Here is a 22,305-nt window from a genome sequence, read left to right on the forward strand (position 1 = left end):
GTTTTACAGGATTTTGAGGTAAATAAATGCAGTATTCTACGCATCAGTTGGTGTTGTTCCCTGTCGCTACGGCTGATGCGCCAGCCATTGCCCCGCTAGAGTCGTGTTTACAAACGTTGGGTTTGCTAGGTGAGAGTTTGGGGGCAGGGCATTTTGCGGTGGGTGAAGGGTTTTTGTCGTTGGTGTGTTTTTTGGGGTGTTCGCCGGATATTGAATTAGTGCCGCAGGAAAACAAGCCATTTTGTTACATACAATTACCTTGCAGTGCAGCAATGGTGGATTTTCAATTGATTCGTAAGCCACTGGTGCAGGTGCGCGAGTGGGTGATTATTGGCAATATTCATGAGGCGGAAGCAGTACCGGATGCTGCTTTGCTGAGTGCATTGGAAGCAGCATCCGGGTGTCGCTGGAAATACGCTTACCGGCGTTGAGGCTTATTTTTTGCCAACATCTTGCGGGATGGTGAAGTATTGCTGCTGTGCTGGTTTGGCGGGTGTTGGCTTGGTTTTGATCGGTGCTGCTGGCTTTTCTTGCTTCACATCAGTCGTGCTGTATTGCTCAAAACTGCCATTGTCCTCAATATCAGCGGGTGGAGCACTTTGCTGTAACGCGGCTGCTAATTGCTTGGGGGTTGAGGTCATGAATGTGTTCATATTGGCAATATCTTGATCGGTCAAAATACCTGCTGCTTGACGCAATTTCAGCGTATTTAGCAAATAGGTGTAGCGGGTTTGGGCGTAGTCACGCCGTGCACTGAAGACGTTGCGCAAGGAAGTCAGCACATCCACCGCTGTACGTGTGCCGACTTCAAAGCCCGCCTGGGTGGCCTCCGCTGCTGTTTCCGCCGAAGCAAGGGCGCGTTGGTTGGCTTTGACTTGGCTAATACTGGACTGCACCGTCAGGAATGCATTACGTGCTTGCTGTTCTGTGGTGCGGTTTTGAAAGTCGTATTGCTGTTGTGCTTGGCGGAAGTTGTGTTGGGCTTCGCGGATTTTGGAATCGGTGCTACCGCCGGTATACAGGGGCATACTGACTTGCACACCGACACTTGCACCGTAGTTTTGTGGATCCAGGGGGGCGCTGCTTTGGGCATCACTGCCTGTTTGTTTGGCGACTAGATCCACTACCGGTTTTTTGGCAGCACGCTGGAGGTCAATAGCGGTTTGTGCTGACTGAATGGCATGTTGGCTGGCAATCAGTTGTTTGTTATTCACTTTGGCTGTTTTGACCCATTGCTCAATATCGGCTGGTTCTGGAACGGTCAATGGTAGATTAGCCGCCGGAGCATTTAGGGTTTGGTAAAAACCACCGGTGAGTACGCGCAATTGTTCACGGCTTAAATCCAATTGGTTAACCGCATTGATTTCTTGGGCAACCGCAAGGTCATAGCGTGATTCTGCCTCCTTGACGTCGGTAATGGCGGAGCGACCCGCATCAAAATACGCTCTGGTCTGCTCTAATTGGCGACCAATCGCGTCTTTTTCAGTACGGGCAAATTCCAGATTGTCTTGGGCGAGTAGGAAGTTGAAATAAGCTTCCGCCACCCGCAGGATCAATGCCTCGCGCTGTGCGTCTAAACCCGCGCTGGCTTGGGCGATAGTGGAGTCGGCGAGATCGACTTGGGCATTTAGGGCTTTGTTATACAAGGATTTACTGACATTGACAGCGTAATTAGTGTTGTTGCCGCTATTAACGTCATTAGGGTCGAGCAGAGAAGCATCATGCGTTGTACGCTGACGACTATGGGTGATGGAGCCTGAAACGCCGACCTGCGGTTTTAAGGCCGCTAATGCTTGTGGTTTGCGTTCTAACGTTGCTAGGTAATCACTTTCCAGCGCCTTAAACTGAGCATCGTATCCTTTGGCTTGTTGGTAAACCTGAAGCAGGTTTTCTGCGTGTGCTTGTTGGGCGATCAGTGTCAGGGAGGCCGCTATCAAGAATGCCAGTGTCTGTTGTTTCATAAAAAAACGGTTCCAAAATTATAGTTAGCTACGTGCCATACTAGCATGTTTATCCAAAAGCGGATTATAGCCTTAATCTCAATTAGTAGAGTGGCATATCATGATCAACCTCTTTAGCCCAACGGTCGATCCCGCCGGTTAAGTTGATGACTTGAAAACCATTCCGTTCTAAGTAATAGCACGCATGGGCACTACGAATACCATGGTGGCAGACCACTAACCACTCATGATGGTTATCTAAGTGTGACAGTTTGCTGGGTAATTGTCCCAAAGGGATGAGGGTTGAGGGTTCGAGATGGGCAATCTCGTATTCCCATTCTTCCCGGACATCCAATATATGCAAAGGCTGCTGCGTGTTGAGATGTGCAGCAAGCTCAGTAGGAGTCCAGTGACGCACGATTAGAAGACAAAAGCGCGATCAGTATCACTGTCGGTTCCGACCAGTGCCTTTAGCTGCGTTTCAAATAGTGTAGTGCGCGTAAATTCACTGTCCGCTTCATGCTTGATCAACGTGGCTTGCATGACTGAACCGTGCCCGACGACGACGAAAAGACGACCACCGGGGGCAAGCTGCGCTTCAAAGCGAGGTAGATAGGTTGGCATAGAACCTGTCACGGCAATGACATTGTACTGTTTGCCGGTTGACCAATCACGCAAGGCATCCGCTGTGTGTAGGGTGTGGTTGCGCAGTTTGAGGTTGAACAGGCGTTCTTCCGCTTGTCGGGTAAAGTCCTCATAAATATCGACACTATCAACGTGTTTGCTAAGATGAGCCAGACAGGCGGTGATAAACCCGCTACCTGTACCAATTTCTAAGCAGGTATCGTCGGGGGAAATCTCTAGCGCTTGTAACATCCGGGCTTCAACACGGGGGAACATCATGTGTTCGCCGTGACCGAGTGGGATTTCTACATCAGCAAACGCCAGTGCTTTGTGAACCTTGGGTACAAATAGCTCACGTTGGATGAAACCAAACGTGTCTAAAACTGTCTGATCAAGGACGTCCCATGGACGTATCTGTTGTTCGATCATATTAAAGCGGGCGTGTTCCAGATTCATGTGCAGGCTCCAGACAAAGAATGCGATAAGAGTACGGATTAAGGCGTGATGTCGCAAGTGATTGCGTAATGTCTAAAACAGTATAATGCGAGGTTTTTATGAAAAGCTTGGGAATACTGCTGTTAGGGGGGGTGTTGTTAATAACAGCCCTGTCAGGTTGTAGCCGTTCTGATGCGGCAGAAGGGATGGCTGATACGGCATCTTTTCAACCGTGTCGTGAGCCACGCCCTGAAATTTGCTACGAGTCGTTTGTGCCTGTGTGCGCAACCCTAAGCAGAGTGAATGGGCAATTTAGTCAGCCTGTAACGTATGCAAATGATTGTAAAGCGTGTGCAGACCCGCAAGTACAAGGGTTTGTACCGGGTGCGTGTCCGTAAACACGTTAGGGGCGAATGATGATTCGCCCCTACGAATGATAAAGGCTTAGGCTAAACCTTCGTTGCCGTCCACATTTTTGAGTTTCGGCGTGTTCAGCTCGATCTTGCCAATGGTCTTTTTGTCGCGCAGGTAATCGGCGACGACTTCCCAGATTTGCTTGTTTTTCGGCACTTCTTCTTGCACGCTGGCCCAACCTGCCACGGGGTAGGTTTTCGCAGCATCCAACGGCTTGCCATCAAGTTCCATGTCGGAGACGCGGTTGCCCATTTTCGCCGTCGGATCAAAGGTGAATTTCAAACCACCCACGCGCACCATGTCGCCGCCTTGCTGGTAGTAAGGGTCTTCGTTGAAGAGGTTATCGGCTACGTCTTCGAGGATGGTTTTGATGGTTTCGCCAGTCATTTCGTTACGCGTGACCGTGCCGTAAGTAATCGCGGTTTGGTCAGCAACGTGTTCAAACGTGATGGGCTGCCCCGGCAGTACACTCGTACCCCAGCGGAAGCCGGGTGAAAATGCCATCGGTGCATCCAAGCCTTGCATCAGCGCGTCGCAGATCAATTGGTCAAACGTGCCGTTGAAATTGCCACGGCGGTACAATACGTCGTCACACACCGCGAGTTCTTCCGCCAATTCTTTTTTGTACGGTTCACGGATTTTGTCGATGAGTGCCTGCATGTCCTTGTTGGCTTCCAACAAGTTGGAGAAGACGGGCAGCAATTTGTAACGGAAATCCGCGACTTTACCGTCTTTCACATCCAGATCGAGCACGCCGAGGAACTTGCCGTTGGAACCCGCATTCGTGACCAGCGTTTTGCCGCCTGCATTTTCAACCACCACCGGCTGGAATACGCCATCGTGGGTATGACCGCCCATGATGGCGTCAATGCCGGTGACTTTGCTGGCCATTTTCAAGTCAACGTCCATGCCGTTGTGCGACAGCATAATGACGACTTTCGCGCCTTTGCTACGCGCATCGTCAACCGCTTGCTGCATATCGTCGTCACGGATGCCGAAGCTCCAGTCAGCGACCATGTGTTTGGGGTTGGCAACGGGCACATACGGAAATGCCTGACCAATAATCGCCACGGGTACGCCGTTGATTTCTTTGATCACGAACGGTTCAAATACACGCTCGTCAAAGTCGTTGCTGAAGATATTTTGTGCGACGAAATCAATTTTGCCCGCGAAATCTTTCTCGACGATTTCTTTCACACGATCCGCGCCGAAGGTCATTTCCCAGTGCGGGGTCATCACATCTACGCCGAGGGCAAGCTGTGCGTCTACCATGTCTTGCGCATTGGTTTTTAAGGATGTCCACGAACCTTGCCATGTATCGCCGCCGTCCAGCAGCAATGAACCGGGGCGTTGGGCACGTACTTGGTCAACCAAGGTTTTTAAGTGGGCAAAACCACCGACCTTACCGTATTTTTTTGCGGCTTCAACGTAATCAAGGTAGGTGAATGCGTGCGCATCCATCGTACCGGCTTCGATACCGTACTTTTTCAGGAAGTGTTCGCCAACCAAGTGCGGCACTGCACCTTTCATGCTGCCGATACCCAAGTTGACGTTCGGCTCACGGAAGTAAATCGGCAATAATTGCGCGTGGCAGTCGGTGTAATGCATCAGGGATACATTGCCGAAGGCGGGCAGTTCATACGGGTTGTTGGGGGCTTTGACAGATGTTTTGTCGCCTTCTTTGGCGGCATCATCGGCGAAGGCGTTATTCAGGCTGAAACCGGCAACGCTGGCAGCCGCCAACATTTGCATAAATTCACGACGGGTTAAACTCACGTTTTCTCTCCTCAAACGGGCTGAAGTTATTCTAGCTACAGGGGTAGTGACGGGGTGCAGGCGAAAATATTCCATCTTTTTTGGAATATTTCGCATATATTTTGCGTCATGTGCAATAGAACCGCTAAGAGACTTTAATAAATCACATGTTTAGTCAGTATTTTCGTTTTAACCGCCTTGACCAGCAGTTGTCGGAACACCGCGCTAAGCTGCATCGCATGGCAGTGGCATGGTGTGGCGATAGCGCGTTAGCCGACGATCTGGTGCAAGACACCCTTGCAAAAGCCTTGGAAAAACAAGAGCAGCTCAAAGATGAAGCGCGTTTAGGCGCGTGGCTGTACAAAATCCTCCACAACTGCTGGATGGAGCATTTGCGCACCCAAAAGCCGACGCTGGACATCGACGATATGGAGTTAACCTGTACGGATTGCCCCGAAAAACACTTCGCCGATGATCAACTGGCAACGCAAGTGCGCCTTGCGGTGGAATCGCTGCCCGTTAGTCAATGCCAAGTCATGACCTTGGTGGATTTAGAAGGGTGCAGCTACGAACAAGTCGCGTCGATTCTCGATATTCCGGTGGGAACGGTGATGAGCCGCCTCAGCCGTGCCCGCGAAACCATGAAAAAACGCCTGCAAGGGATACGCCAAACTGACAACGTTCACTATTTACGGAGAGTGAAATGAATCCCGATCAGCTAACCATCCACGACCGCCTGCACGCCCTCGCAGACGGGCAATTGGATGCTGAACAAACCCGCTACGTGTTAGCTCAGGTGGAAACTGACCTTGGGCTGCAAAAAGAATTGTGCGAAATCCAGCGCATCAAACACTTGGTGAAATCGGCTTACCCCTTACCAGTTTTGCGCCAGCCCGTGCGTCGCCCACCAGTATGGCAACAAGCTGCAACGGTTGCTTTGGTGTTTGGGCTTACCTTTCTTGCTGGCGCAGGCAGTAGCCACTACGTGCCGAAATTGTGGCAGCCCGAAGGGTTGACGTTGGAAAATGCAGCGGCACACGACGACCGTTTTATTGTGTTCGTCGATTCACATGAGCCAGCTAAGCTAGAAAAGGCTCTGGTGAAAGCCGAAACACTGGCGGAGCAGGTCGAGCATAAAGATGGCAGTGTTTATGTTGTAACCAGTGCAGAGGGCATTGATTTATTACGTTTGGGCGAAACTCAGCACGAAGGACGAATTTTGCAGATGAGCGAAAAATATCCCCATTTGCGCTTTGTGGCGTGCAGCAATACGTTATATTCCTACCACCAACGTGGGGAATTAGTGGCATTGGTGGAGGATACGGAAGTTGCACCATCGGCGGTGGAGTTTGTGGTGAAACACATGCGTGACGGTTGGCGTTACATCGCTATTTAACTCGCCACACAGGCTGTCTTATAGGGAAGCTGCTCAGCGTTTGCTGGCAGTATCACCCCAATCCAAATTGTTGCAGGCTTCGCACTCTTCTTTGAGGATTCCCATCCACACCAGCAAGGAATGCACTTTGCACCCCATACAAAATCCCAACACCGTTTCCATCCACATAAACCCAAAGCACACCCACACTAGCACCAGCGGGATCCACGATGGCATGTAGTTGTACGTTTCCGGTAGTTGTTCACTGCCTGCAATGGCATTGACCCAGCCTGCGAAGGTTTCGGGATTGAAAAAAATTAGGCAGGTGACAATAAAACTGGCTCCAATCGCCCAAGCAAACCGTTTCGGTAGTAACGGTTTCCACACCGGGCGCAGGTTTTTAGCCAGAAAGCTGCTGAGCAGAATGGTGGGGGAAAGCCGCGAAGTGCTTACAAACATGCCGGAAATCATTTCAAATAGCGCGTAAAACAACACCCATGTTTGCGTGCTGTAATCAAACGTGCGCTTGACGGCTTCGACGCTGTAAATAATGCGCCCATCAAAATCGGTTTCGAGCGTGTCGGTAATGACCTCGCCGGTGATGACCCAATCCGAACCAAAGATGGCATCAAACAGCGTGAATGCCATGTAGATGGGAATCGCGAGCAACAGCCCCGCGCGGATGCGCACAGCGGTGTCGTTAATGTAAGGGCTGACTTCGTTGCGGTCACGAAACCACAAATCTTTGCAGCAAGAGATAATCCAATTGACCATGAGGGTTAATTCCTAGCTTGATAGGTCAGAATGGTGCTGAGTTTACTCAGCACCATTCTTGTTCTGCGATTACGGTTTCAGCAATTGGTAGCCTTGCGACTGCAAACGACCAGCTTCTGCCACACCGGAGGGAATCACGTCTTCTGCTTTGGCATCGTACAAGTCCTCAAACTTGATTTTGCGCCCGGTCAGGGTGTTGTAACACACTTGGAATTTCACGCCTTTTTCCTTTAGCTCGGCGATTTTTGCTGGCAATTTGGCGTCAGCGTTCATTTCCACCTGCTTGGCGGTGGTCAGCAAACCTAGGCCGTCGCCGTTCATGACGATGATTGCGTCGGTTTTTTTGCCGGTTTGATCCAGTGCTTTGATGTAATTGCTGATATTGCCCAGTACACCAAGGTATTTCTTTTCGTCACCCTCCATCGTGACGTGAACTACCACTTTTTCTGCACCCGCGTAATAGTCATCGGCGACTTTCGGGGCTGGCACGCCGGGGTCGAATTTCGCGTCGGCAGGCTTGGCATCAGCAGCCGGAGCAGCGGCAGCTTCTGTTTTAGCTTCAGCCGGTTTGGCATCGTCAGCAAGTGCAAGACCAGCAACGCTGCTGGCAGTCATCAATAAACCCAGTATGATTGGTTTTAACATGGGTCGTCTCCTCCTACGGTTGATAAAATTGTTCTAATTCAAATTGTGTTTATTGCATTCCTTCCTGTTCCAGCGACAGGTAGACCTGATAAGCATTGCGGCGGTTGGCTTCTTCAAATGCAGGCAGGTGGATGAAATCGCCCCAGTCGGTGGCGGCATAGGCTTCGTCAAACGGGGTCATGTCTTCGACGGCTTTGCCCATGGTTTCACGCAGGAATTCGATGTATTGCACCGTGGTTTTAATCACTTCCTGCGGTTTTTTGGACATCGGGCCGTGACCGGGAACCATCGCAGTGAGTTTGCCTTGCGCCATGTCTTTTAAGCGTTCCAGCCAGATTTTGGTATTGGCATCGCCCACGAAAGGCACGCGGCCTTCAAAAATTAAATCGCCAATCAGCAATACGCCATCTGGCTCGACCAGCACGCTTTGGTCGCCATCAGAATGCGCTTTGCCGTTGAAAATGAGTTTGAGGGTGACACCGCCGAGGGTGATTTCCTCATTGCCATCGACGTAACGGTCGGGTTTAACCAAGCGGGTGTCAGCATTGACCCACGGGGCAAGCTCTTCACGCCGCGAAGCCAGCAAGGTTTCGGCATTGTCCGCATTGAGGTATTCCTCAGCACCAGCGGGGGCGATGATTTCCGCGCCCAAATCTTTAAAAACTTGTAAACCGTAAATATGGTCGGCGTGATAATGGCTGACAATGACCTTTTTCACCGGCTTGTCGGTCACTTTTTTGAGTTTTTGCAGGAATAATTGCGCTAACGCTGGTGTGCCAAGGGTATCGAATAGAACCACGCCTTCGTCAGTGACAATCACCGCCGCGTTGGAAATGAAACCGTGGTTTTGGGTGGCAGCACCCGGTGCGCCTTGCACATAGTAAACGTGTTCGGAAACCTTGATCAGCTCCATCACGACGGGAGGCAGTTTGTCATCAGCATGGGCATTCAGCCCGATGGTTAAACAGAGAAGGGTGAAGAATGCAGCGATAACGCGCATGAGTCCTCCGGTAAAGCGTGAAAGTTTGGGCGTGTGTGGGGCAGTGGTTAGTTGTTATGCTTTGTTGTGGTGTGGTAGAGACGCAAAATTTTGCGTCTCTACGGGCAGCGCAGATTACGCTACGTCAGCTTCGGCAGAGTCTTTCTCGCCTTTGTTGTCAGTCCACGCGAGTTTCACTTTGTCACCCGCTTTGCCCGCGTAGTTGAACGCGAGGTAAGGGTTCTTGGAGACAGAGCCACCCCACTTGGCGGTCAGGATAGTTTTGTCACCCGCCGTGACCACGATGTCCTGAATGAAATGCGCCGGAACCAGTTCGCCGGTTTTCTTGTCTTTGCGCTGCCCGGTTTCCATCGGGTGTGTCATGAGTGCTTTGACTTCAACAACATCGCCTTTGGCAGCGGCTTTAAGTTTAATACTAGACATGATCAATGCTCCTCTGAATTAGCCGCCGCAGCCGCCGATAGTGACTTTAACTTCTTGCTTGGCGGTGTACGATTTGTCACCGGCTTTAGCAATCGCAACCACGTTAGCGGTCTTACCCATTTTGATACGGGTAGACGCTTCGGGTTGTGTGCCTTCACCGAGGATGAAGGTAGCTGCCAGAGGGGTAGGGTTGCCATCAACAAGGATGCTGATTTCCGTTGTACCAGCCACGCCGGAGGTGACAGTAACAGGGACAACCGCGCCGTTTTCAGCGATTTCAGGGGCTTTGATTTTGATGTCAGCGGAATCTTCCGGGGTCAATGCCATGGTTTTCAGGGCTTCTTCCATGGTTTTGGCGTCAAATGCACCGCCGCCTTCTGCCATGACCATGCGTGGGGTCAGCAAGCCAGCGCTGACCGCAAGGCCAGCCGCACTGGCTGCTAGTGTGCCTTGCAAAAATGTTCTGCGTTTCATAAGTTCCTCTCTCCAGAGATGTTTTGTGAGCGTAATAGCGCTGAGAGCAAGCCACTCTCAACATTCAGAGGTAATGATGTTAGCAGCGCTAAAAATATTCCGTTTTTTTTATTCAAGTGCATAAAAAACCCAGCGTTAAGCCGGGTTCAAGTCGATTGTCAGATCGAACGTAAGGTGTGCTTACTTACGTGAGCCGGGGCCGTTCCATTCCAAGCCATTAGACATATAAGTCAGGAAATATTCCAATGCTTTATATTCATCACTTTGAGCCTTGAAATTGGCAGCACGTACCATGGTGTTGCAACCCATGAAACGGTTATGCAGGGTGGTGATTTCACCATCCGCAGACCGGTAAGTCGGCCAGTGGGTGACATGACCAACCGCAGGGCTAAGCAAATCCGCACGGATCATTTTACCTGCATTATTGGTGTGGCAATCTGCACAAGACATATTCAACTGACCACGTTTGGCGTAGTAGAAGTTTTTGCCTTTTTCGTACCAATCAACGGCTTTGCCTTCCGGAGTAGCAACGTTGATTTTTTCACCACGATTTTCCATCGCAATGTAAGCCATCAACTGTGCGATTTTACCTTTATTCAGCAATGGCTTGCCTTCCTTGTCAACGAAGCCTTCGCCGTCACCTTCTGTCTTACAGGCGTTTAATGCGCCTTCAGCCGTGACGATAGTGTCTTTCTCAGCATCGTAGTAAGGGTATTTGGTGCGGATGGATTTGATGTCACCCATGCAATCCGCATAGGTTTTGCCATTTTTAAAAGGTGTTTCCCAGATGGTTTTTCCCGCATCAATGTCGGGTTCGTAAGGAGGGAATGACGATTCCATTTCTTCCCATTGGGCTTTCAAGTTGGCATCCAAGGCATAAGCACCGTCTTTAAAATCTTCAAATGGTATGTCTTTGAATGCTGTCTTGAAATGGTCTTGGAATGCAGTCAAATCTTCGGCAGGGTCTGCGTGTACGGCGTTGATTGCTGCGAATGACAAAGACATCGCAACTGCTGCTGTCAATACTTTTTTCATGAAAACCTCCAGTTAAGCAACGTCAGCTTCGGCAGAGTCTTTCTCGCCTTTGTTGTCAGTCCAAGCGAGTTTCACTTTGTCGCCTGCCTTACCTGCGTAGTTAAACGCGAGGTAAGGGTTCTTGGAGACAGAGCCACCCCATTTAGCGGTCAGGATGGTTTTGTCACCCGCTGTGACCACGATATCCTGAATGAAATGCGCCGGAACGAGTTCGCCGGTTTTCTTGTCTTTACGCTGCCCAGTTTCCATCGGGTGTGTCATCAGTGCTTTGACTTCGACAGTGCCGTCTTTCACAGCAGCTTTAAGTTTAATACTAGACATGTGTGTGCTCCTCTGAATTAGCCGCCGCAGCCGCCGATGGTGACTTTAACTTCTTGCTTAGCGGTGTACGATTTGTCACCGGCTTTGGCAATCGCGACAACGTTAGCGGTCTTACCCATTTTGATACGGGTAGACGCTTCGGGTTGTGTGCCTTCACCGAGGATGAAGGTAGCTGCCAGTGGGGTAGGGTTGCCATCAACAAGGATGCTGATTTCCGTTGTACCAGCCACGCCGGAGGTGACAGTAACAGGGACAACCGCGCCGTTTTCAGCGATTTCAGGGGCTTTGATTTTGATGTCAGCGGAATCTTCCGGTGTCAATGCCATGGTTTTCAGGGCATCTTCCATGGTTTTGGCGTCAAATGCACCGCCGCCTTCTGCCATAACCATGCGTGGGGTCAGCAAGCCAGCGCTGACCGCAAGACCAGCCGCACTGGCTGCGAGTGTGCCTTGCAAAAATGTTCTACGTTTCATAAGTTTCCTCTCTCCAAAATTCAGCAAATCTAGGTATTACAGACCTGAAATGAATTCGACAACTTTATCCAGTTGCTCGTCATTCAGAATCCCCATCGGGCCAAACGGAATCATGATGGTATTAGGATTCGCGACCCGTGCATCATAGATTTGGGCTTTGAGTTTTTCTTTATCTGGGAAACGCGCTGCCATTCCAATTAATGGTGGACCAATATTGCCGGGCAATTCACCGCCAGCAATCATGTGACACGCCAAGCAGTTGCCCAACCCACGATCAAATGCCAAGTCTTTACCTGTCATTTCTTTTTTTGCTTCTGCTGGTTTTGCTTCCGCTTTTGCAGCGTCTGCTTTTTTATCATCGGCTGCATAAGCAGACGAGAATACAGCGGTTAAAGCCAACACGGAAACCGATGCTGACATTACCAAAGTGCGAAAAAGTTTCCGCATAACGACCTCCTCTCTAAACGAAACATTTCGATGAAACGTGTTTCTCTACGCTTGTGAGATGGCTGGTGTAGTACATCTTACCAAACATTGAGAAATATCAACTTTCGGATTGGGAGCTTAACTGATTGTGGTAAAACACGCAAAAAAACTTTAATAAAACCAGTGGTTTATATAAGAATATAATTATATTCTTATTATTGGTTAAAACTTGTCGAGTTGCTTTTCTTTGGCTTCCATTTGTTCAATGTCACGAGCCATGGCTTGAAAGCGGGCGCTAGTGTGTGCGGGGTTGCCGGGCAGTCGTGAAGCTTGTTCGAGAATGGCTTTGGCGTGTTTGTATTCGCCCATGCGAATACTACGCTCAGCAGCGGAGCGATAGGCTTCGGCTGGTTGTCCTGCTTGTTCGGCAACCCGTTGGCGAATTTCGAGGAACTCTAAACTGGTTTGCTCAGTGAGTTGCGTTTGCTTAATCAGTTGCCATGCTTGAGGGGCTTTTTTATTGGCGAGCAAGGCTTCTGCGAGTGGGGCGAGTAAATCTTCTTGACCGGGATAAGCGGTTACTAAAGGGGTCAATAGGGTTTCAGTCTCGGCATAATGCCGGGTTGCATTCAATGCGGCAGCAATGGTTAAGGCGACAGGGAGTTGGCGTGATTGCGTACCGAGTATTTGTAAGGTGGCGTTTGGGTTGCCCCGGCGTAATTGGCTGACAGCTTGGGCATATTGTACGAGTTGTGGGGTGCCTTCTGTAACCGCAGGCGAGTTTGGGGCAGTTAGGGCGCGAAGTTTTTCGCGGGCATACAAGTAGTCGTTGTCTTCGTGCACGGTACGTTTGCCCATTTGATTGGCTTGGGCGCGGGTATCACTGAGGCGATCAATGCTTTGGGGGTGAGTGCGCAAATATTGAGTAATATCACCGTGTAGGTCAGAGGTGCGTCTGTCCAATTTTTCCATGAAAAGTGGCATGGCTTGTGGGTCTAGCCCTGCACTGGCAAGGATGCGTAAGCCTGTGCGGTCGGCTTCGGTTTCCATTTGGCGACTGAAGCTCAGTTGACGGTGCAGTTGGGTGGCAATCGTGCTGCTAATAATGGCTTGTGCTGCTTCCGGGCTTTTGGAGGCTGCTGCTGCTCCTGCGAGTACTCCCAGCCCCGTCATGAGTGGATTGCCTTTTTGACCTGCCAGCATTCTGGCGATGTGACGCTGGGAAACGTGGGCAATTTCATGGGCTACCACAGCAGCTAATTCACTTTCAGAGCGGGTGTTGAGAATTAACCCGGAATGGATGACGATGACACCGCCGGGCATGGCGTAAGCATTGATTTCGGGGTCTTTGACAATCAGGAAGTAGTAATTGCCACCACCGGGTGCATGGGCAGTAAGGCGATTGCCGAGGGCGCGTAGCCAGCCGCTGAGTTCGGGGTCTTCGATGATGGGTTCACGACCCCGCAATTCACGGATAAGTTTAATGCCTAATAGGGATTCTTGCGTGCTGCTGAGGGTATTGCTGGCGGGGTCTCCTAGGTCAGGAATATTGATGCTGGGTAATTCCAGATCAAGTGCCGCTTGGCTGCTGGTCGTGAGACTTAAGCAGAGGGCTATTAAGCTGGCATTGATTAGGTGTTTCATCGTTAATCGAGCTTCCGGGTTGGCTTAGCTAACTATAGCCGTAATGCCCTAAAAAGTATGTTTTCCTTTATATCGCAGGCTATGATGTTGCAGGGTGAGTCCAATCCCCGGATTTTCCACCGGATTTTTGCAGCAGACGAATGCCTTCCATCGACATACCTTTGTCAATGGCTTTGCACATATCGTAAATGGTGAGTAAGGTGATTTGTACTGCGGTCAGTGCTTCCATCTCTACACCGGTTTGCCCACGTGTTTCTACGCTGACGCAGCAGTGGACGGATGCTGTACTTGTCTGAGGGGTCAATTCAATGTCGACTTTGGTCAGGGCGAGCGGGTGGCACAGTGGAATCAAGTCGGCCGTTTTTTTTGCTGCCATAATGCCTGCAATGCGGGCAATACCCAGTACATCACCTTTTTTATGGTCGCCTTGCAGGATTTTTTCCAAGGTTTGTGGTTGCATGTCGATGCGCCCTTCCGCCACAGCGATGCGGTGGGTGAAATGTTTTTCCCCAACATCAACCATGTGTGCTTGTCCCTGGGTATTGAAATGGGTGAGTTGGTCATTCATGGGCGTTGTAAACCTGCTTCCACTCGGTCACGGACAGTCTTATCTGTCAATAGCTCGATAAGCTGTAAGCTAAAATCCATGGCAGTGCCGGGGCCACGCGATGTAATGACCTTGCCATCTATAACTATCGGTTGTTGAGTCAGATGTACATGACTCGTGTCGATAGCAGCAAGAGAGCCGGGGTAAGCCGTTAATGTGCGCCCCTTGAGGATGCCATTTTCAACCAATACTTTGGGAGCGGCACAAATAGCTGCAATATAGCAGCCTTCAGCCTCCAGTCGGCGTATTAATGTGTGAATGCGAGCATCCGTATTTAAGTTATCGGCTCCCGGCAGGCCGCCGGGAAGCACAAATAAGTCGAAGTGTTGCTCTAAAACGTCATCCAATAAGCAGTCAGCTAGCAATCTTGTGCCGCGTGAGCAATGCACGGGAGCATCTTTCAGGCTGGCAGTGATTACCTCGATAGAGGCACGTCTGAGCAAGTCAATCAGGGTGACAGCTTCCAACTCTTCGCAGCCGTCTGCTAGTGGAATCAGTGCTTTAGGCATTACATGACCTTGCCATTACTGGCTTCTGCTGTGGCGGGTTCAGGTTTTAAGCGTGTTTGTACTAAATCCATGCCTTTAAGAATGTTCAGTGTTTCAAAGAGCTGATAGTCGTCTTCCGCCAGGGGTGATTTGGCTTTGTCGGCTTCACTGGCTTTGTCTGCTTTTTCCTCTGATTTAACCGGTGCTGCTTCTGGCTTTTCTTCGGTGGGTTTGGCCTCTGTCTCGGATTGATCTTTACCGTTGGGGTTGCTGAGGTGTTTGCTTAAATTGGCTTCTGATACCGGATCGAGTATTTCGTCAGTGTCTTCGGCGTCTTCTTTCACTTTAAGTGCTTTGAGTTCAATGTCAGGCGCAATGCCTTCTGCTTGGATGGAGCGCCCAGAAGGGGTGAAGTAGCGTGCAGTGGTGAGTTTGACTGCTGTTTTCTCATCCAATTGCAAGACAGTTTGTACTGAGCCTTTGCCAAAGGTTTTTTGCCCAACAATCAGCGCCCGCTTATGGTCTTTGAGTGCGCCAGCCACAATTTCAGAGGCAGACGCTGAGCCTTGGTTGACTAGCACAACAATGGGGGCATTGTCGATGGCATCGCCTTTTTGGGCGCTGTATTCCATTTTGGCATCTTCGACACGTCCTTCGGTATACACAATCTTACCCGAATCAAGAAATGCATCGGATACCCCTACGGCAGCATTTAGCACACCACCGGGATTATTACGTAAGTCAAGGATTAAGCCGCGTAAATTGCCTTTGTTTTCTTTTTTCAGGGCTTCAATGCCTTCCAATAAGGCTTCGGTGGTTTTGGCTTGGAAGCTGGTGATGCGGAGATAACCGTAACCTGGTTCCAGAATGCGTTGCTTGACGCTTTTTACTTGGATGATGTCACGCTTGATGCTGACTTTGAAGGGTTTGTCTTTACCTTCGCGGACGATCATTAGGTCAATGTTGCTGCCGGGTTTGCCACGCATCAATTTAACAGCATCGTTTAGGGTCATGCCTTTCACTGGGGTTTCGTCTAGACGGATGATTAAGTCGCCTGCTTGTAAGCCAGCTTTTTGTGCAGGGGTGTCATCAATAGGGGAGATAACTTTTACGAAGCCGTCTTCCATGCCGACTTCGATACCTAAACCGCCAAATTCACCGCTAGTGCCGACTTGCAACTCCTTGAACTCTTCCTCGTCCAGATAGGCGGAGTGTGGGTCAAGGTTGCTGAGCATTCCTCTGATGGCATTGGTCATCAGGTCTTTGTCTTTGACGTCTTCAACATAGTTGTCTTTGATGCGGGAATACACCTCGGAAAATTGTTGCAACTCATCTAACGGCGGAGAGTTCTCGACCGTTTGCCGGAAAGCGAACACATTGAGGCTGATGCTGGTAGTAACACCAATCAATACGCCAGCCATAGTGCCAGCCAGAACGCGGTAACGTGTATGCATAATCGTTTCTCTCCAAATATTTTGGCTGCTGACGTCCCTGTCAGCAGAATTATTTTGTTGCGGCGTTGCGTTTACAGTGTGATTTGCAAAACGATGCCAGTTTACCACTGTGTGGCAGAAATGCACTTTGTTGTTGTAAAAATGGTGAATTGTAAAATTATTATCGGTTTGCTTTAACGGCACCAGCGTGCTGGATTTTGTGGGGTTGTACCCTGCCTGATTTCAAAATACAGGGCATCTCGGCTTTGCCCGCTGGAGTTACCTACGGCTGCAATGGTTTCGTTAGCACTGACGTTAGCCCCTTCTCTCTTATATACCGCACGATTATAGCCGTAAAGGCTCATGTAATTGTTGTCGTGTTCAATGATGATTAAATGCCCGTAACCATCCATCCAGCCTGAAAAGGCGACTCTGCCTTTGGCGATCGCTTTGACTTTGCTGCCGCCAGGAGCCGCTAAGACAACACCGCGCCACCGTTGTTTTTCATTACGGGATGAGCCATAGCTGTGGATGATTTTACCATTCACTGGCCAAGGTAGTTTACCCCGTAGTGTTGAAAATGCTTGATTTGAGCGGGTATTGACGGGTTGAGGTGATTCTTCTGGAGATGCTTGCTTAGCAGGAGTGTTTTTCTTGGTGTTGGTCGCTGCTTGTTGAGGGCGAGATGCTTCTGTTTTCGGTGTTGTTTCTTGCACGCTTTCTGCTGCCTTACGTGCGGCTAAGCGATCGACGACGGCTTGTAGACTCGCCTCTTCCGCTTTCAGTTTGCTCAGCTTTTTCTCAGTGGTGCGGATGTCGCTTTTCACATTGATTAAGGCATTGGAGCGTGCTTTGAGCGTACTTTCAATATCGACTTTTTGTTGCTCCAAGGTTTTGTTAAGCGTTTGTAGTTGGGCGTTATCGGTTTCAATCGTGGTGCGCACGGCGTCAAGCTCTTTTAGCGTTTTTTGAACGCTTTGAATACGGGTGACGCGATTGTCATTTAAGTACTCGAAGTAGCGGATGGTGCGGCTGATATCCGAAGGTTCATCTTGGCGCAGCAGCAAACGCAGATGTGATTGTTCTCCAGCGGTATATAGCGCCTGTAATTGCTGAGCGAGACCGGATTTCTGTGAGGCGAGTTCCGCATCCAGTTTTTGCTGTTTACGGGCAGAGTCTTCTAGTTTGACCAGTGTCGCCTCGATCTTTTTTTCTGTCTGATAATACTTGTCAGAAATGTCACCTAGCTTTTTCTCAAGTTGCGTGACTTCTTCCTGCAACTCGCGAGATTCACTTTTCTGGTTTTGTAAACTGTTGGAAAGCTGGCGAATATCGCGCTGTAACTGCTGTTGTTTTTGGGTGTCAGCAATGCTCGTGCTGCTCCAGGCAAGCAGTAGGGTGGCGAGTGGTAGTAAGTAAAATTTCACCGTTTGTCAGCATTCTTAGGGGTCTATAATGCCAACGAGTCTACCATAAGAAAGGGATGACACGGAATGCAATAGGGTATATTATTGTATTTGTCTATACTAATATACTGTAGTTGCCTGTTGTATAGTGCTTTTCAAAGACAGCAACTTAAAAAATACCATTTTCGATGAGGACATCTATGGGTAGCATTGCTCTCGGCAGTAAGTGTGACTTCACGATTGAAGATATGTTGGTCAAGGAAGAAGACATCGACCGTGCTTCCCGTTCTTTGAAAGCGATTTCACATCCGTTACGCTTGAAAATTTTGTGTGTTTTGGGTGATAAAGAGGTTAGTGTACAAGATATCGTTGATAATGTGGGTACGTCTCAAAGCAATATTTCTCAGCATTTAGCTATTTTGCGGGATAAAGGTATTTTGGCGTCACGTAAAGATGCAAATCGTGTTTATTATCGTGTTGGTGATTACCGTACCTTGCGCCTTATCAGTATGATGCAGGAAGTTTTTTGCAGCGCTCCGCATTGACTATCGGCTGACTATTACCAAAAACCTGTGATTAGGGGTTTACCTGCTTCTTTGTGATGTATATCTTTAGCCACTGTTCGTAGCTGAAGGGTTTAATGTGGAAGAGTATATCGTTTTCGCCCGTAGTCACCCCTTATTGGTTATGGGGTTGGTTGCTATCTTAGGTATGATCATCTGGTCAGAGATCAGCCGCTTCACCCGCAAATATAAACAAGTTAATACCACTCAAGCCGTGCAGATCCTCAATCAGGACGGTTCTGTGGTTATTGACGTGCGCGAAGATAACGAAGTGAATAGCGGCAAAATCAAAGGTGCTAAACACATTCCATTAGGGCAACTAAAAAAACGCATGGTGGAGCTGGAGCAGGCTAAAACGAAACCTGTTCTTGTTTATTGCCGCAGTGGTAGCCGTTCTGCCCATGCTTGCAGTGTGATGACAAAAGCCGGTTTTGAAAACGTAAGTAACTTGGCTGGCGGCATTATGGCGTGGGAGTCAGCCAATCTTCCGGTAAGTAAACGATGAAGCAGCGCCCAGTACGCATGTATGCCACGCTTTTTTGCCCGTATTGTCTGCGGGCGCGGATGTTGCTCAAGCGTAAAGGCATTGAGTACGAAGAGATTAGTGTGGGGAGTGACGCTGAACTTTGGGCGGAAATGGAGCGTCTGAGTCAGCGTGATACGGTTCCGCAAATATTCATTGGTGATTTATCTATCGGTGGTTATGATGACATGGCGGCTTTAGACCGTGCGGGCAAACTTGATGCCTTGCTATTTGAATCTTAAATCCATTTGTAGGGGTATGCTATGAGCGAAGCTCAACCACAAGAGCAACAATTTATTATTCAACGCATCTACGTTAAAGATGTGTCGTTTGAAGCACCTAATTCACCTGCGATTTTCACCCAAGAGTGGAACCCCAATACCAATCTGGATTTGAATACCAAGGTCAATACCCTCGCTAACGATAATTACGAAGTAGAGCTGTTCATTACTATCACGGTGAAAAGTGATGAAAAAACTGCCTTTTTGGTTGAAGTCAAGCAAGCGGGCGTATTCTTCATTCAGGGCTATGGAGCCGAGCAACTCAACCATTTGTTAGCTGCTTATTGTCCGAATATTCTGTTTCCGTATGCACGTGAAGTGATTGCGGGGATGGTTTCTAAAGGCAGTTTCCCTGAATTGCATTTGTCCCCAATCAATTTCGATGCTTTGTATGCTCGCCGTTTACAGGAAGAGCAAGCGAAAGCTGGCGCTGCATGAGTGAGCGCATCCAGTCTGTCGCGGTTTACGGCGCGGGTTCATGGGGAACCGCGTTAGCGCTGCAATTGGCGCGTAATGGGCTGGATGTGCTGTTATGGGATATTAATGCTACACACGTTGAAAACCTTAATCGGCAACGTGAAAATGCGCATTACCTGCCCGGTATTCCTTTTCCTGATAAGCTCCATTGTTCGGATGATTTGCCAACGGTGGCGGCGTTTGCGGATTACCATTTGGTGGTTGTGCCGAGTCATGTGTTCCGTGAAATGTTGCGGAAACTTTCTCCCTTATTGAACGCTGACGCTGCGGTTCTGTGGGCGACCAAAGGCTTGGAACTGGAAACGGGTAAGTTGCTGCATCAGGTGCTGGAAGAGGAATTACCGCAATGCCGCGCTTATGGTGTGGTGTCCGGTCCTACCTTTGCTGCTGAAGTGGCGCGTGGCCTGCCGACTGCCATGACCGTGGCAGCGAATCAGCCTATGTTGGCACAAGCTGTTGCTGCGGCGTTTAGTGCGGCGAATTACCGCGCTTACATCAGTAACGATGTGTTAGGGGTGGAATTGGGGGGGGCGGTGAAAAATGTCTTGGCGATTGCGGCAGGTATTTCCGATGGTTTAGGCTTTGGTGCGAATGCGCGGGTGGCAATTGTGACACGCGGATTGGCAGAAATCATGCGTTTGGGCGCAAAGCTCGGCGCACAACCCGAAACGTTAATGGGTTTAGCCGGTGTCGGTGATTTGGTACTGACTTGCACTGATAACCAGTCGCGCAATCGGCGTTTGGGTTTGGCATTAGGACAAGGCAAAAGCCGGGATGCTGCAATTGCTGAGATTGGTCAAGCGGTGGAGGGGGCTAAATCAGCGCTTTCCATCGGCAAACTGGCTGAACGTGCTGGGGTGGAAATGCCTATTTGCCAACAAGTTTACCGTATTCTTTATGAGCACTTGCCGCCCAAACAGGCCGTAAACGAACTGCTTTCCCGTGATTTGAAAGCGGAGTTCTGATCATCTACTAATCAGGGGTTCACGCATGAGCACCTCACCAACTTACGCTATCGGTATCATCATGGATCCGATCAGCAGCATCAACATTAAAAAAGACAGTACCTTTGCTATGATGCTGGAAGCTCAGCGCCGTGGTTGTCCCTTGTTCCATATCTTGCAAGGCGATTTGTTTGTGGATGATGGGGTTGTGTATGCCAAGATGAATCCCGTGACGGTAACAGATAATCCACAGGGTTGGTTTTCGCTAGGTGGGGCGTTGGTGAGGCCGCTGCATGAATTGCCCGTGGTGTTGATGCGTAAAGATCCACCGTTTGATATGGAGTATATATACAGTACTTATTTGCTGGAATTGGTGCAAAAACGCGGTACTTTGGTAGTGAATCGCCCGGATAGCATTCGGAGTGCAAATGAGAAGTTATTTACCGCATGGTTTCCTGAATATTGCCCCCCCACGCGTGTGACCCGTGATATGGCGCGTATCCGCGAGTTTTTGGCGCAACAGCAACACATTGTGGTGAAGCCCTTGGATGGCATGGGCGGTTCGATGATTTTCCAGATTAAACAGGGCGATCCGAATAGCAATGTGATTCTGGAGGCAATTACCGCGCACGGCACACGCACCGTCATGGCTCAACGATTTTTACCTGAATATAAACAAGGCGATAAACGTATCTTGCTGATTGATGGGGAGCCATTTCCTCATGCTTTGGCTAGAATTCCAGCGGAAGGTGAGGGACGTGCCAATTTAGCTGCCGGTGGTACAGGGGTTGGCGTTGATTTGACTGAGCGTGAATTCGCCATCTGTGCGGGGATTGCGCCTGTTCTGCGGGAAATGGGGCTGTTGTTTGTGGGCTTGGATGTCATTGGTGATTATGTGACTGAGATTAATGTCACTAGCCCGACCTGTATCCGTGAGCTGGATACCCTTTATTCCGCTAATATTGCCAGCCTGCTCTGGGACGCGGTTGAGTGCAGGCTGGCAAACAGTGTTTAGGCCGTTTGTTGCAATATGCCGTACAGCTCATCTTTAAGGTGCAGACGACGTAACTTCAGACCTTCAACAAACTCGTCAGCGTGGACTTCGATTTCTTGTTCAATCCGGTGCAGTTGCCCGTCAACTTCGTGGTAGTCGTCAAATAAGCGTGCAAAGTGCCGATCATTCATTTTTAAGTGATGAATCTGCTCTTTGTATTCGGGAAATTCAGTGGCGAGATCGTGAGATTCTCCAAACATTCGTTACGCTCCTTTATTCATTAAATTACTGTTTCAGGCTATCACAATACTAGGGTATGGCGTGTGAGTTAAGTCAAGTTCTGGACTGTGCTAGAATTCGCTTTTGCTTATAACGGGAGCCTAGCATGAAAGCCAGAGTAAAGTGGTTGGATAACATGAGTTTCGTCGGCGAGTCTGACAGTGGGCATTCCGTTGTCATGGATGGTGCGCCTGAGTTTGGAGGGCGAAATCTTGGGATGCGTCCGATGGAAATGTTGTTGTTGGGTTTGGGGGGGTGCTCATCGTTTGATGTGGTGCTGATCCTGCAAAAGTCTAAACAACAGGTGTTAGACTGTGAAGTGCACATTGAGGCAGAACGTGTAGATAAAGATCCCAAGGTCTTTACCCGCATTCACCTGCACTTTATGGTCAGTGGACGTAACTTATCAGGGGAAAAGGTAGAGCGTGCGGTTAAATTATCCGCAGAAAAATATTGTTCCGCGTCAATTATGTTGGGAAAAACCGCTGAAATTACTCATGATTTTGAGGTAATTGAGTCTGCATGAAGTATTTATTTCACTTGCACGCGGGG

30 protein-coding genes are annotated in these 22,305 nt (G+C 49.5%); 11 read left to right on the plus strand and 19 right to left on the minus strand.

What is annotated here, in order from left to right; translation table 11 throughout:
• The first annotated feature begins 26 nt into the window (after positions 1-26).
• Positions 27-431 (plus strand): hypothetical protein, encoded by a 405-nt coding sequence (locus BLV87_RS03110; RefSeq protein ID WP_093065315.1) that lies wholly within the window; start codon positions 27-29, stop codon positions 429-431.
• 3 nt (positions 432-434) lie between these two features.
• Here the strand turns inward: BLV87_RS03110 and BLV87_RS03115 are convergent, their stop codons facing one another.
• From BLV87_RS03115 to BLV87_RS03125, 3 genes are all read right to left on the minus strand, one after another.
• Positions 435-1,961 (minus strand): TolC family outer membrane protein, encoded by a 1,527-nt coding sequence (locus tag BLV87_RS03115; protein WP_093065317.1) that lies wholly within the window; start codon positions 1,959-1,961, stop codon positions 435-437.
• An 82-nt stretch (positions 1,962-2,043) separates the two neighbouring features.
• Positions 2,044-2,358 (minus strand): rhodanese-like domain-containing protein, encoded by a 315-nt coding sequence (locus tag BLV87_RS03120; RefSeq protein ID WP_093065319.1) that lies wholly within the window; start codon positions 2,356-2,358, stop codon positions 2,044-2,046.
• A 2-nt stretch (positions 2,359-2,360) separates the two neighbouring features.
• Complete coding sequence (locus tag BLV87_RS03125; protein ID WP_093065321.1) at positions 2,361-3,020, minus strand: protein-L-isoaspartate O-methyltransferase family protein; 660 nt, start codon at positions 3,018-3,020, stop codon at positions 2,361-2,363.
• Positions 3,021-3,118: 98 nt separating this feature from the next.
• Here BLV87_RS03125 and BLV87_RS19000 point away from each other — a divergent pair, with 98 nt between their 5' ends.
• Positions 3,119-3,397 carry a hypothetical protein gene (locus BLV87_RS19000; protein WP_139282115.1) on the plus strand — a complete coding sequence of 93 codons (279 nt, stop codon included), beginning with the start codon at positions 3,119-3,121 and terminating at the stop codon, positions 3,395-3,397.
• Between the two features lie 46 nt (positions 3,398-3,443).
• On the opposite strand, the gene soxB is transcribed toward BLV87_RS19000, so the two are convergent.
• Positions 3,444-5,189: a thiosulfohydrolase SoxB gene (gene soxB, locus BLV87_RS03130; RefSeq protein ID WP_217629925.1), complete on the minus strand. Its 1,746-nt coding sequence runs from the start codon at positions 5,187-5,189 to the stop codon at positions 3,444-3,446.
• Between the two features lie 146 nt (positions 5,190-5,335).
• Between soxB and BLV87_RS03135 the strand changes: the two genes are divergently transcribed.
• Positions 5,336-5,875 (plus strand): RNA polymerase sigma factor, encoded by a 540-nt coding sequence (locus BLV87_RS03135; RefSeq protein ID WP_093065323.1) that lies wholly within the window; start codon positions 5,336-5,338, stop codon positions 5,873-5,875.
• Positions 5,872-6,564 carry a hypothetical protein gene (locus BLV87_RS03140; protein WP_093065325.1) on the plus strand — a complete coding sequence of 231 codons (693 nt, stop codon included), beginning with the start codon at positions 5,872-5,874 and terminating at the stop codon, positions 6,562-6,564. The genes BLV87_RS03135 and BLV87_RS03140 overlap by 4 nt, the downstream gene beginning before the upstream one ends.
• A gap of 33 nt (positions 6,565-6,597) precedes the next feature.
• Here BLV87_RS03140 and BLV87_RS03145 read toward each other — a convergent pair whose 3' ends face one another.
• The 14 genes from BLV87_RS03145 to BLV87_RS03215 form a co-directional block, all read right to left on the minus strand.
• Positions 6,598-7,317 (minus strand): DUF4395 domain-containing protein, encoded by a 720-nt coding sequence (locus BLV87_RS03145; protein ID WP_093065328.1) that lies wholly within the window; start codon positions 7,315-7,317, stop codon positions 6,598-6,600.
• Between the two features lie 69 nt (positions 7,318-7,386).
• Positions 7,387-7,962, minus strand: a complete 576-nt coding sequence (locus BLV87_RS03150) for a DsrE family protein (protein WP_093065331.1) — start codon at positions 7,960-7,962, stop codon at positions 7,387-7,389.
• Positions 7,963-8,011: 49 nt separating this feature from the next.
• Positions 8,012-8,962 (minus strand): MBL fold metallo-hydrolase, encoded by a 951-nt coding sequence (locus BLV87_RS03155; protein ID WP_093065333.1) that lies wholly within the window; start codon positions 8,960-8,962, stop codon positions 8,012-8,014.
• A gap of 114 nt (positions 8,963-9,076) precedes the next feature.
• Positions 9,077-9,385: a thiosulfate oxidation carrier complex protein SoxZ gene (gene soxZ / locus BLV87_RS03160; RefSeq protein ID WP_175517819.1), complete on the minus strand. Its 309-nt coding sequence runs from the start codon at positions 9,383-9,385 to the stop codon at positions 9,077-9,079.
• Between the two features lie 18 nt (positions 9,386-9,403).
• The gene (gene soxY, locus BLV87_RS03165; protein WP_093065337.1) at positions 9,404-9,859 is read right to left on the minus strand and encodes a thiosulfate oxidation carrier protein SoxY; all 456 of its coding nucleotides are present in this window, start codon (positions 9,857-9,859) and stop codon (positions 9,404-9,406) included.
• A gap of 180 nt (positions 9,860-10,039) precedes the next feature.
• The gene (gene soxA, locus BLV87_RS03170; protein WP_093065339.1) at positions 10,040-10,894 is read right to left on the minus strand and encodes a sulfur oxidation c-type cytochrome SoxA; all 855 of its coding nucleotides are present in this window, start codon (positions 10,892-10,894) and stop codon (positions 10,040-10,042) included.
• A 12-nt stretch (positions 10,895-10,906) separates the two neighbouring features.
• On the minus strand, positions 10,907-11,215 hold the full coding sequence (soxZ, locus tag BLV87_RS03175) for a thiosulfate oxidation carrier complex protein SoxZ (protein WP_093065341.1): 309 nt from the start codon (positions 11,213-11,215) through the stop codon (positions 10,907-10,909).
• 17 nt (positions 11,216-11,232) lie between these two features.
• A complete protein-coding gene (soxY, locus tag BLV87_RS03180; RefSeq protein ID WP_093065343.1) occupies positions 11,233-11,688 on the minus strand; it encodes a thiosulfate oxidation carrier protein SoxY in 456 nt (151 codons plus the stop codon).
• Positions 11,689-11,724: 36 nt separating this feature from the next.
• Positions 11,725-12,135 carry a sulfur oxidation c-type cytochrome SoxX gene (soxX, locus tag BLV87_RS03185; RefSeq protein ID WP_217629926.1) on the minus strand — a complete coding sequence of 137 codons (411 nt, stop codon included), beginning with the start codon at positions 12,133-12,135 and terminating at the stop codon, positions 11,725-11,727.
• A 201-nt stretch (positions 12,136-12,336) separates the two neighbouring features.
• Positions 12,337-13,758 carry a M48 family metalloprotease gene (locus BLV87_RS03190; RefSeq protein WP_093065345.1) on the minus strand — a complete coding sequence of 474 codons (1,422 nt, stop codon included), beginning with the start codon at positions 13,756-13,758 and terminating at the stop codon, positions 12,337-12,339.
• A gap of 79 nt (positions 13,759-13,837) precedes the next feature.
• A complete protein-coding gene (moaC, locus tag BLV87_RS03195) occupies positions 13,838-14,326 on the minus strand; it encodes a cyclic pyranopterin monophosphate synthase MoaC (RefSeq protein ID WP_093065347.1) in 489 nt (162 codons plus the stop codon).
• A complete protein-coding gene (locus BLV87_RS03200; protein WP_093065349.1) occupies positions 14,323-14,874 on the minus strand; it encodes a DJ-1 family glyoxalase III in 552 nt (183 codons plus the stop codon). Before BLV87_RS03200 ends, moaC begins: the two co-directional genes overlap by 4 nt.
• Positions 14,874-16,307, minus strand: coding sequence for a S41 family peptidase (locus tag BLV87_RS03205; protein WP_093065351.1), 1,434 nt, complete (start codon positions 16,305-16,307; stop codon positions 14,874-14,876). The genes BLV87_RS03200 and BLV87_RS03205 overlap by 1 nt, the downstream gene beginning before the upstream one ends.
• 173 nt (positions 16,308-16,480) lie before the next feature.
• Positions 16,481-17,713 (minus strand): murein hydrolase activator EnvC family protein, encoded by a 1,233-nt coding sequence (locus BLV87_RS03215; protein WP_093065355.1) that lies wholly within the window; start codon positions 17,711-17,713, stop codon positions 16,481-16,483.
• A 179-nt stretch (positions 17,714-17,892) separates the two neighbouring features.
• Between BLV87_RS03215 and BLV87_RS03220 the strand changes: the two genes are divergently transcribed.
• From BLV87_RS03220 to gshB, 6 genes are all read left to right on the plus strand, one after another.
• Positions 17,893-18,237: an ArsR/SmtB family transcription factor gene (locus BLV87_RS03220; protein WP_093065357.1), complete on the plus strand. Its 345-nt coding sequence runs from the start codon at positions 17,893-17,895 to the stop codon at positions 18,235-18,237.
• A 97-nt stretch (positions 18,238-18,334) separates the two neighbouring features.
• Positions 18,335-18,760 (plus strand): rhodanese-like domain-containing protein, encoded by a 426-nt coding sequence (locus BLV87_RS03225; protein ID WP_217629927.1) that lies wholly within the window; start codon positions 18,335-18,337, stop codon positions 18,758-18,760.
• Positions 18,757-19,020: a glutaredoxin 3 gene (grxC, locus tag BLV87_RS03230; RefSeq protein WP_093065359.1), complete on the plus strand. Its 264-nt coding sequence runs from the start codon at positions 18,757-18,759 to the stop codon at positions 19,018-19,020. The genes BLV87_RS03225 and grxC overlap by 4 nt, the downstream gene beginning before the upstream one ends.
• Positions 19,021-19,041: 21 nt before the next feature.
• Positions 19,042-19,497, plus strand: a complete 456-nt coding sequence (gene secB / locus BLV87_RS03235) for a protein-export chaperone SecB (RefSeq protein ID WP_093065361.1) — start codon at positions 19,042-19,044, stop codon at positions 19,495-19,497.
• Complete coding sequence (locus BLV87_RS03240; RefSeq protein ID WP_093065363.1) at positions 19,494-20,501, plus strand: NAD(P)H-dependent glycerol-3-phosphate dehydrogenase; 1,008 nt, start codon at positions 19,494-19,496, stop codon at positions 20,499-20,501. The genes secB and BLV87_RS03240 overlap by 4 nt, the downstream gene beginning before the upstream one ends.
• A 25-nt stretch (positions 20,502-20,526) precedes the next feature.
• Positions 20,527-21,495 carry a glutathione synthase gene (gene gshB / locus BLV87_RS03245; protein WP_217629928.1) on the plus strand — a complete coding sequence of 323 codons (969 nt, stop codon included), beginning with the start codon at positions 20,527-20,529 and terminating at the stop codon, positions 21,493-21,495.
• Here the strand turns inward: gshB and BLV87_RS03250 are convergent.
• A complete protein-coding gene (locus BLV87_RS03250; RefSeq protein WP_093065365.1) occupies positions 21,492-21,734 on the minus strand; it encodes an HP1242/YdcH family protein in 243 nt (80 codons plus the stop codon). The genes gshB and BLV87_RS03250 overlap by 4 nt on opposite strands.
• Positions 21,735-21,859: 125 nt before the next feature.
• Here BLV87_RS03250 and BLV87_RS03255 point away from each other — a divergent pair, with 125 nt between their 5' ends.
• A complete protein-coding gene (locus BLV87_RS03255) occupies positions 21,860-22,279 on the plus strand; it encodes an OsmC family protein (RefSeq protein ID WP_093065367.1) in 420 nt (139 codons plus the stop codon).
• Positions 22,280-22,305 lie beyond the last annotated feature (26 nt).

It is taken from the genome of Thiothrix caldifontis (genome assembly GCF_900107695.1).
In the GTDB taxonomy this organism is placed as follows: domain Bacteria; phylum Pseudomonadota; class Gammaproteobacteria; order Thiotrichales; family Thiotrichaceae; genus Thiothrix; species Thiothrix caldifontis.

Excerpts from the sequence above, each read along its gene's own strand:
- gshB (WP_217629928.1), top strand. The coding sequence starts at position 20,527 with ATGAGCACCTCACCAACTTACGCTATCGGTATCATCATGGATCCGATC.
- BLV87_RS03200 (WP_093065349.1), bottom strand. The coding sequence starts at position 14,874 with ATGCCTAAAGCACTGATTCCACTAGCAGACGGCTGCGAAGAGTTGGAA.
- BLV87_RS03110 (WP_093065315.1), top strand. The coding sequence starts at position 27 with ATGCAGTATTCTACGCATCAGTTGGTGTTGTTCCCTGTCGCTACGGCT.
- BLV87_RS03135 (WP_093065323.1), top strand. The coding sequence starts at position 5,336 with ATGTTTAGTCAGTATTTTCGTTTTAACCGCCTTGACCAGCAGTTGTCG.
- BLV87_RS03220 (WP_093065357.1), top strand. The coding sequence starts at position 17,893 with ATGGGTAGCATTGCTCTCGGCAGTAAGTGTGACTTCACGATTGAAGAT.
- BLV87_RS03250 (WP_093065365.1), bottom strand. The coding sequence starts at position 21,734 with ATGTTTGGAGAATCTCACGATCTCGCCACTGAATTTCCCGAATACAAA.
- soxY (WP_093065343.1), bottom strand. The coding sequence starts at position 11,688 with ATGAAACGTAGAACATTTTTGCAAGGCACACTCGCAGCCAGTGCGGCT.
- soxY (WP_093065337.1), bottom strand. The coding sequence starts at position 9,859 with ATGAAACGCAGAACATTTTTGCAAGGCACACTAGCAGCCAGTGCGGCT.
- BLV87_RS03255 (WP_093065367.1), top strand. The coding sequence starts at position 21,860 with ATGAAAGCCAGAGTAAAGTGGTTGGATAACATGAGTTTCGTCGGCGAG.
- moaC (WP_093065347.1), bottom strand. The coding sequence starts at position 14,326 with ATGAATGACCAACTCACCCATTTCAATACCCAGGGACAAGCACACATG.
- BLV87_RS19000 (WP_139282115.1), top strand. The coding sequence starts at position 3,119 with ATGAAAAGCTTGGGAATACTGCTGTTAGGGGGGGTGTTGTTAATAACA.
- BLV87_RS03150 (WP_093065331.1), bottom strand. The coding sequence starts at position 7,962 with ATGTTAAAACCAATCATACTGGGTTTATTGATGACTGCCAGCAGCGTT.
- soxZ (WP_175517819.1), bottom strand. The coding sequence starts at position 9,385 with ATGTCTAGTATTAAACTTAAAGCCGCTGCCAAAGGCGATGTTGTTGAA.
- grxC (WP_093065359.1), top strand. The coding sequence starts at position 18,757 with ATGAAGCAGCGCCCAGTACGCATGTATGCCACGCTTTTTTGCCCGTAT.
- BLV87_RS03240 (WP_093065363.1), top strand. The coding sequence starts at position 19,494 with ATGAGTGAGCGCATCCAGTCTGTCGCGGTTTACGGCGCGGGTTCATGG.
- BLV87_RS03125 (WP_093065321.1), bottom strand. The coding sequence starts at position 3,020 with ATGAATCTGGAACACGCCCGCTTTAATATGATCGAACAACAGATACGT.
- BLV87_RS03115 (WP_093065317.1), bottom strand. The coding sequence starts at position 1,961 with ATGAAACAACAGACACTGGCATTCTTGATAGCGGCCTCCCTGACACTG.
- BLV87_RS03205 (WP_093065351.1), bottom strand. The coding sequence starts at position 16,307 with ATGCATACACGTTACCGCGTTCTGGCTGGCACTATGGCTGGCGTATTG.
- soxZ (WP_093065341.1), bottom strand. The coding sequence starts at position 11,215 with ATGTCTAGTATTAAACTTAAAGCTGCTGTGAAAGACGGCACTGTCGAA.
- BLV87_RS03190 (WP_093065345.1), bottom strand. The coding sequence starts at position 13,758 with ATGAAACACCTAATCAATGCCAGCTTAATAGCCCTCTGCTTAAGTCTC.
- secB (WP_093065361.1), top strand. The coding sequence starts at position 19,042 with ATGAGCGAAGCTCAACCACAAGAGCAACAATTTATTATTCAACGCATC.
- BLV87_RS03140 (WP_093065325.1), top strand. The coding sequence starts at position 5,872 with ATGAATCCCGATCAGCTAACCATCCACGACCGCCTGCACGCCCTCGCA.
- BLV87_RS03155 (WP_093065333.1), bottom strand. The coding sequence starts at position 8,962 with ATGCGCGTTATCGCTGCATTCTTCACCCTTCTCTGTTTAACCATCGGG.
- BLV87_RS03145 (WP_093065328.1), bottom strand. The coding sequence starts at position 7,317 with ATGGTCAATTGGATTATCTCTTGCTGCAAAGATTTGTGGTTTCGTGAC.
- soxX (WP_217629926.1), bottom strand. The coding sequence starts at position 12,135 with ATGCGGAAACTTTTTCGCACTTTGGTAATGTCAGCATCGGTTTCCGTG.
- soxA (WP_093065339.1), bottom strand. The coding sequence starts at position 10,894 with ATGAAAAAAGTATTGACAGCAGCAGTTGCGATGTCTTTGTCATTCGCA.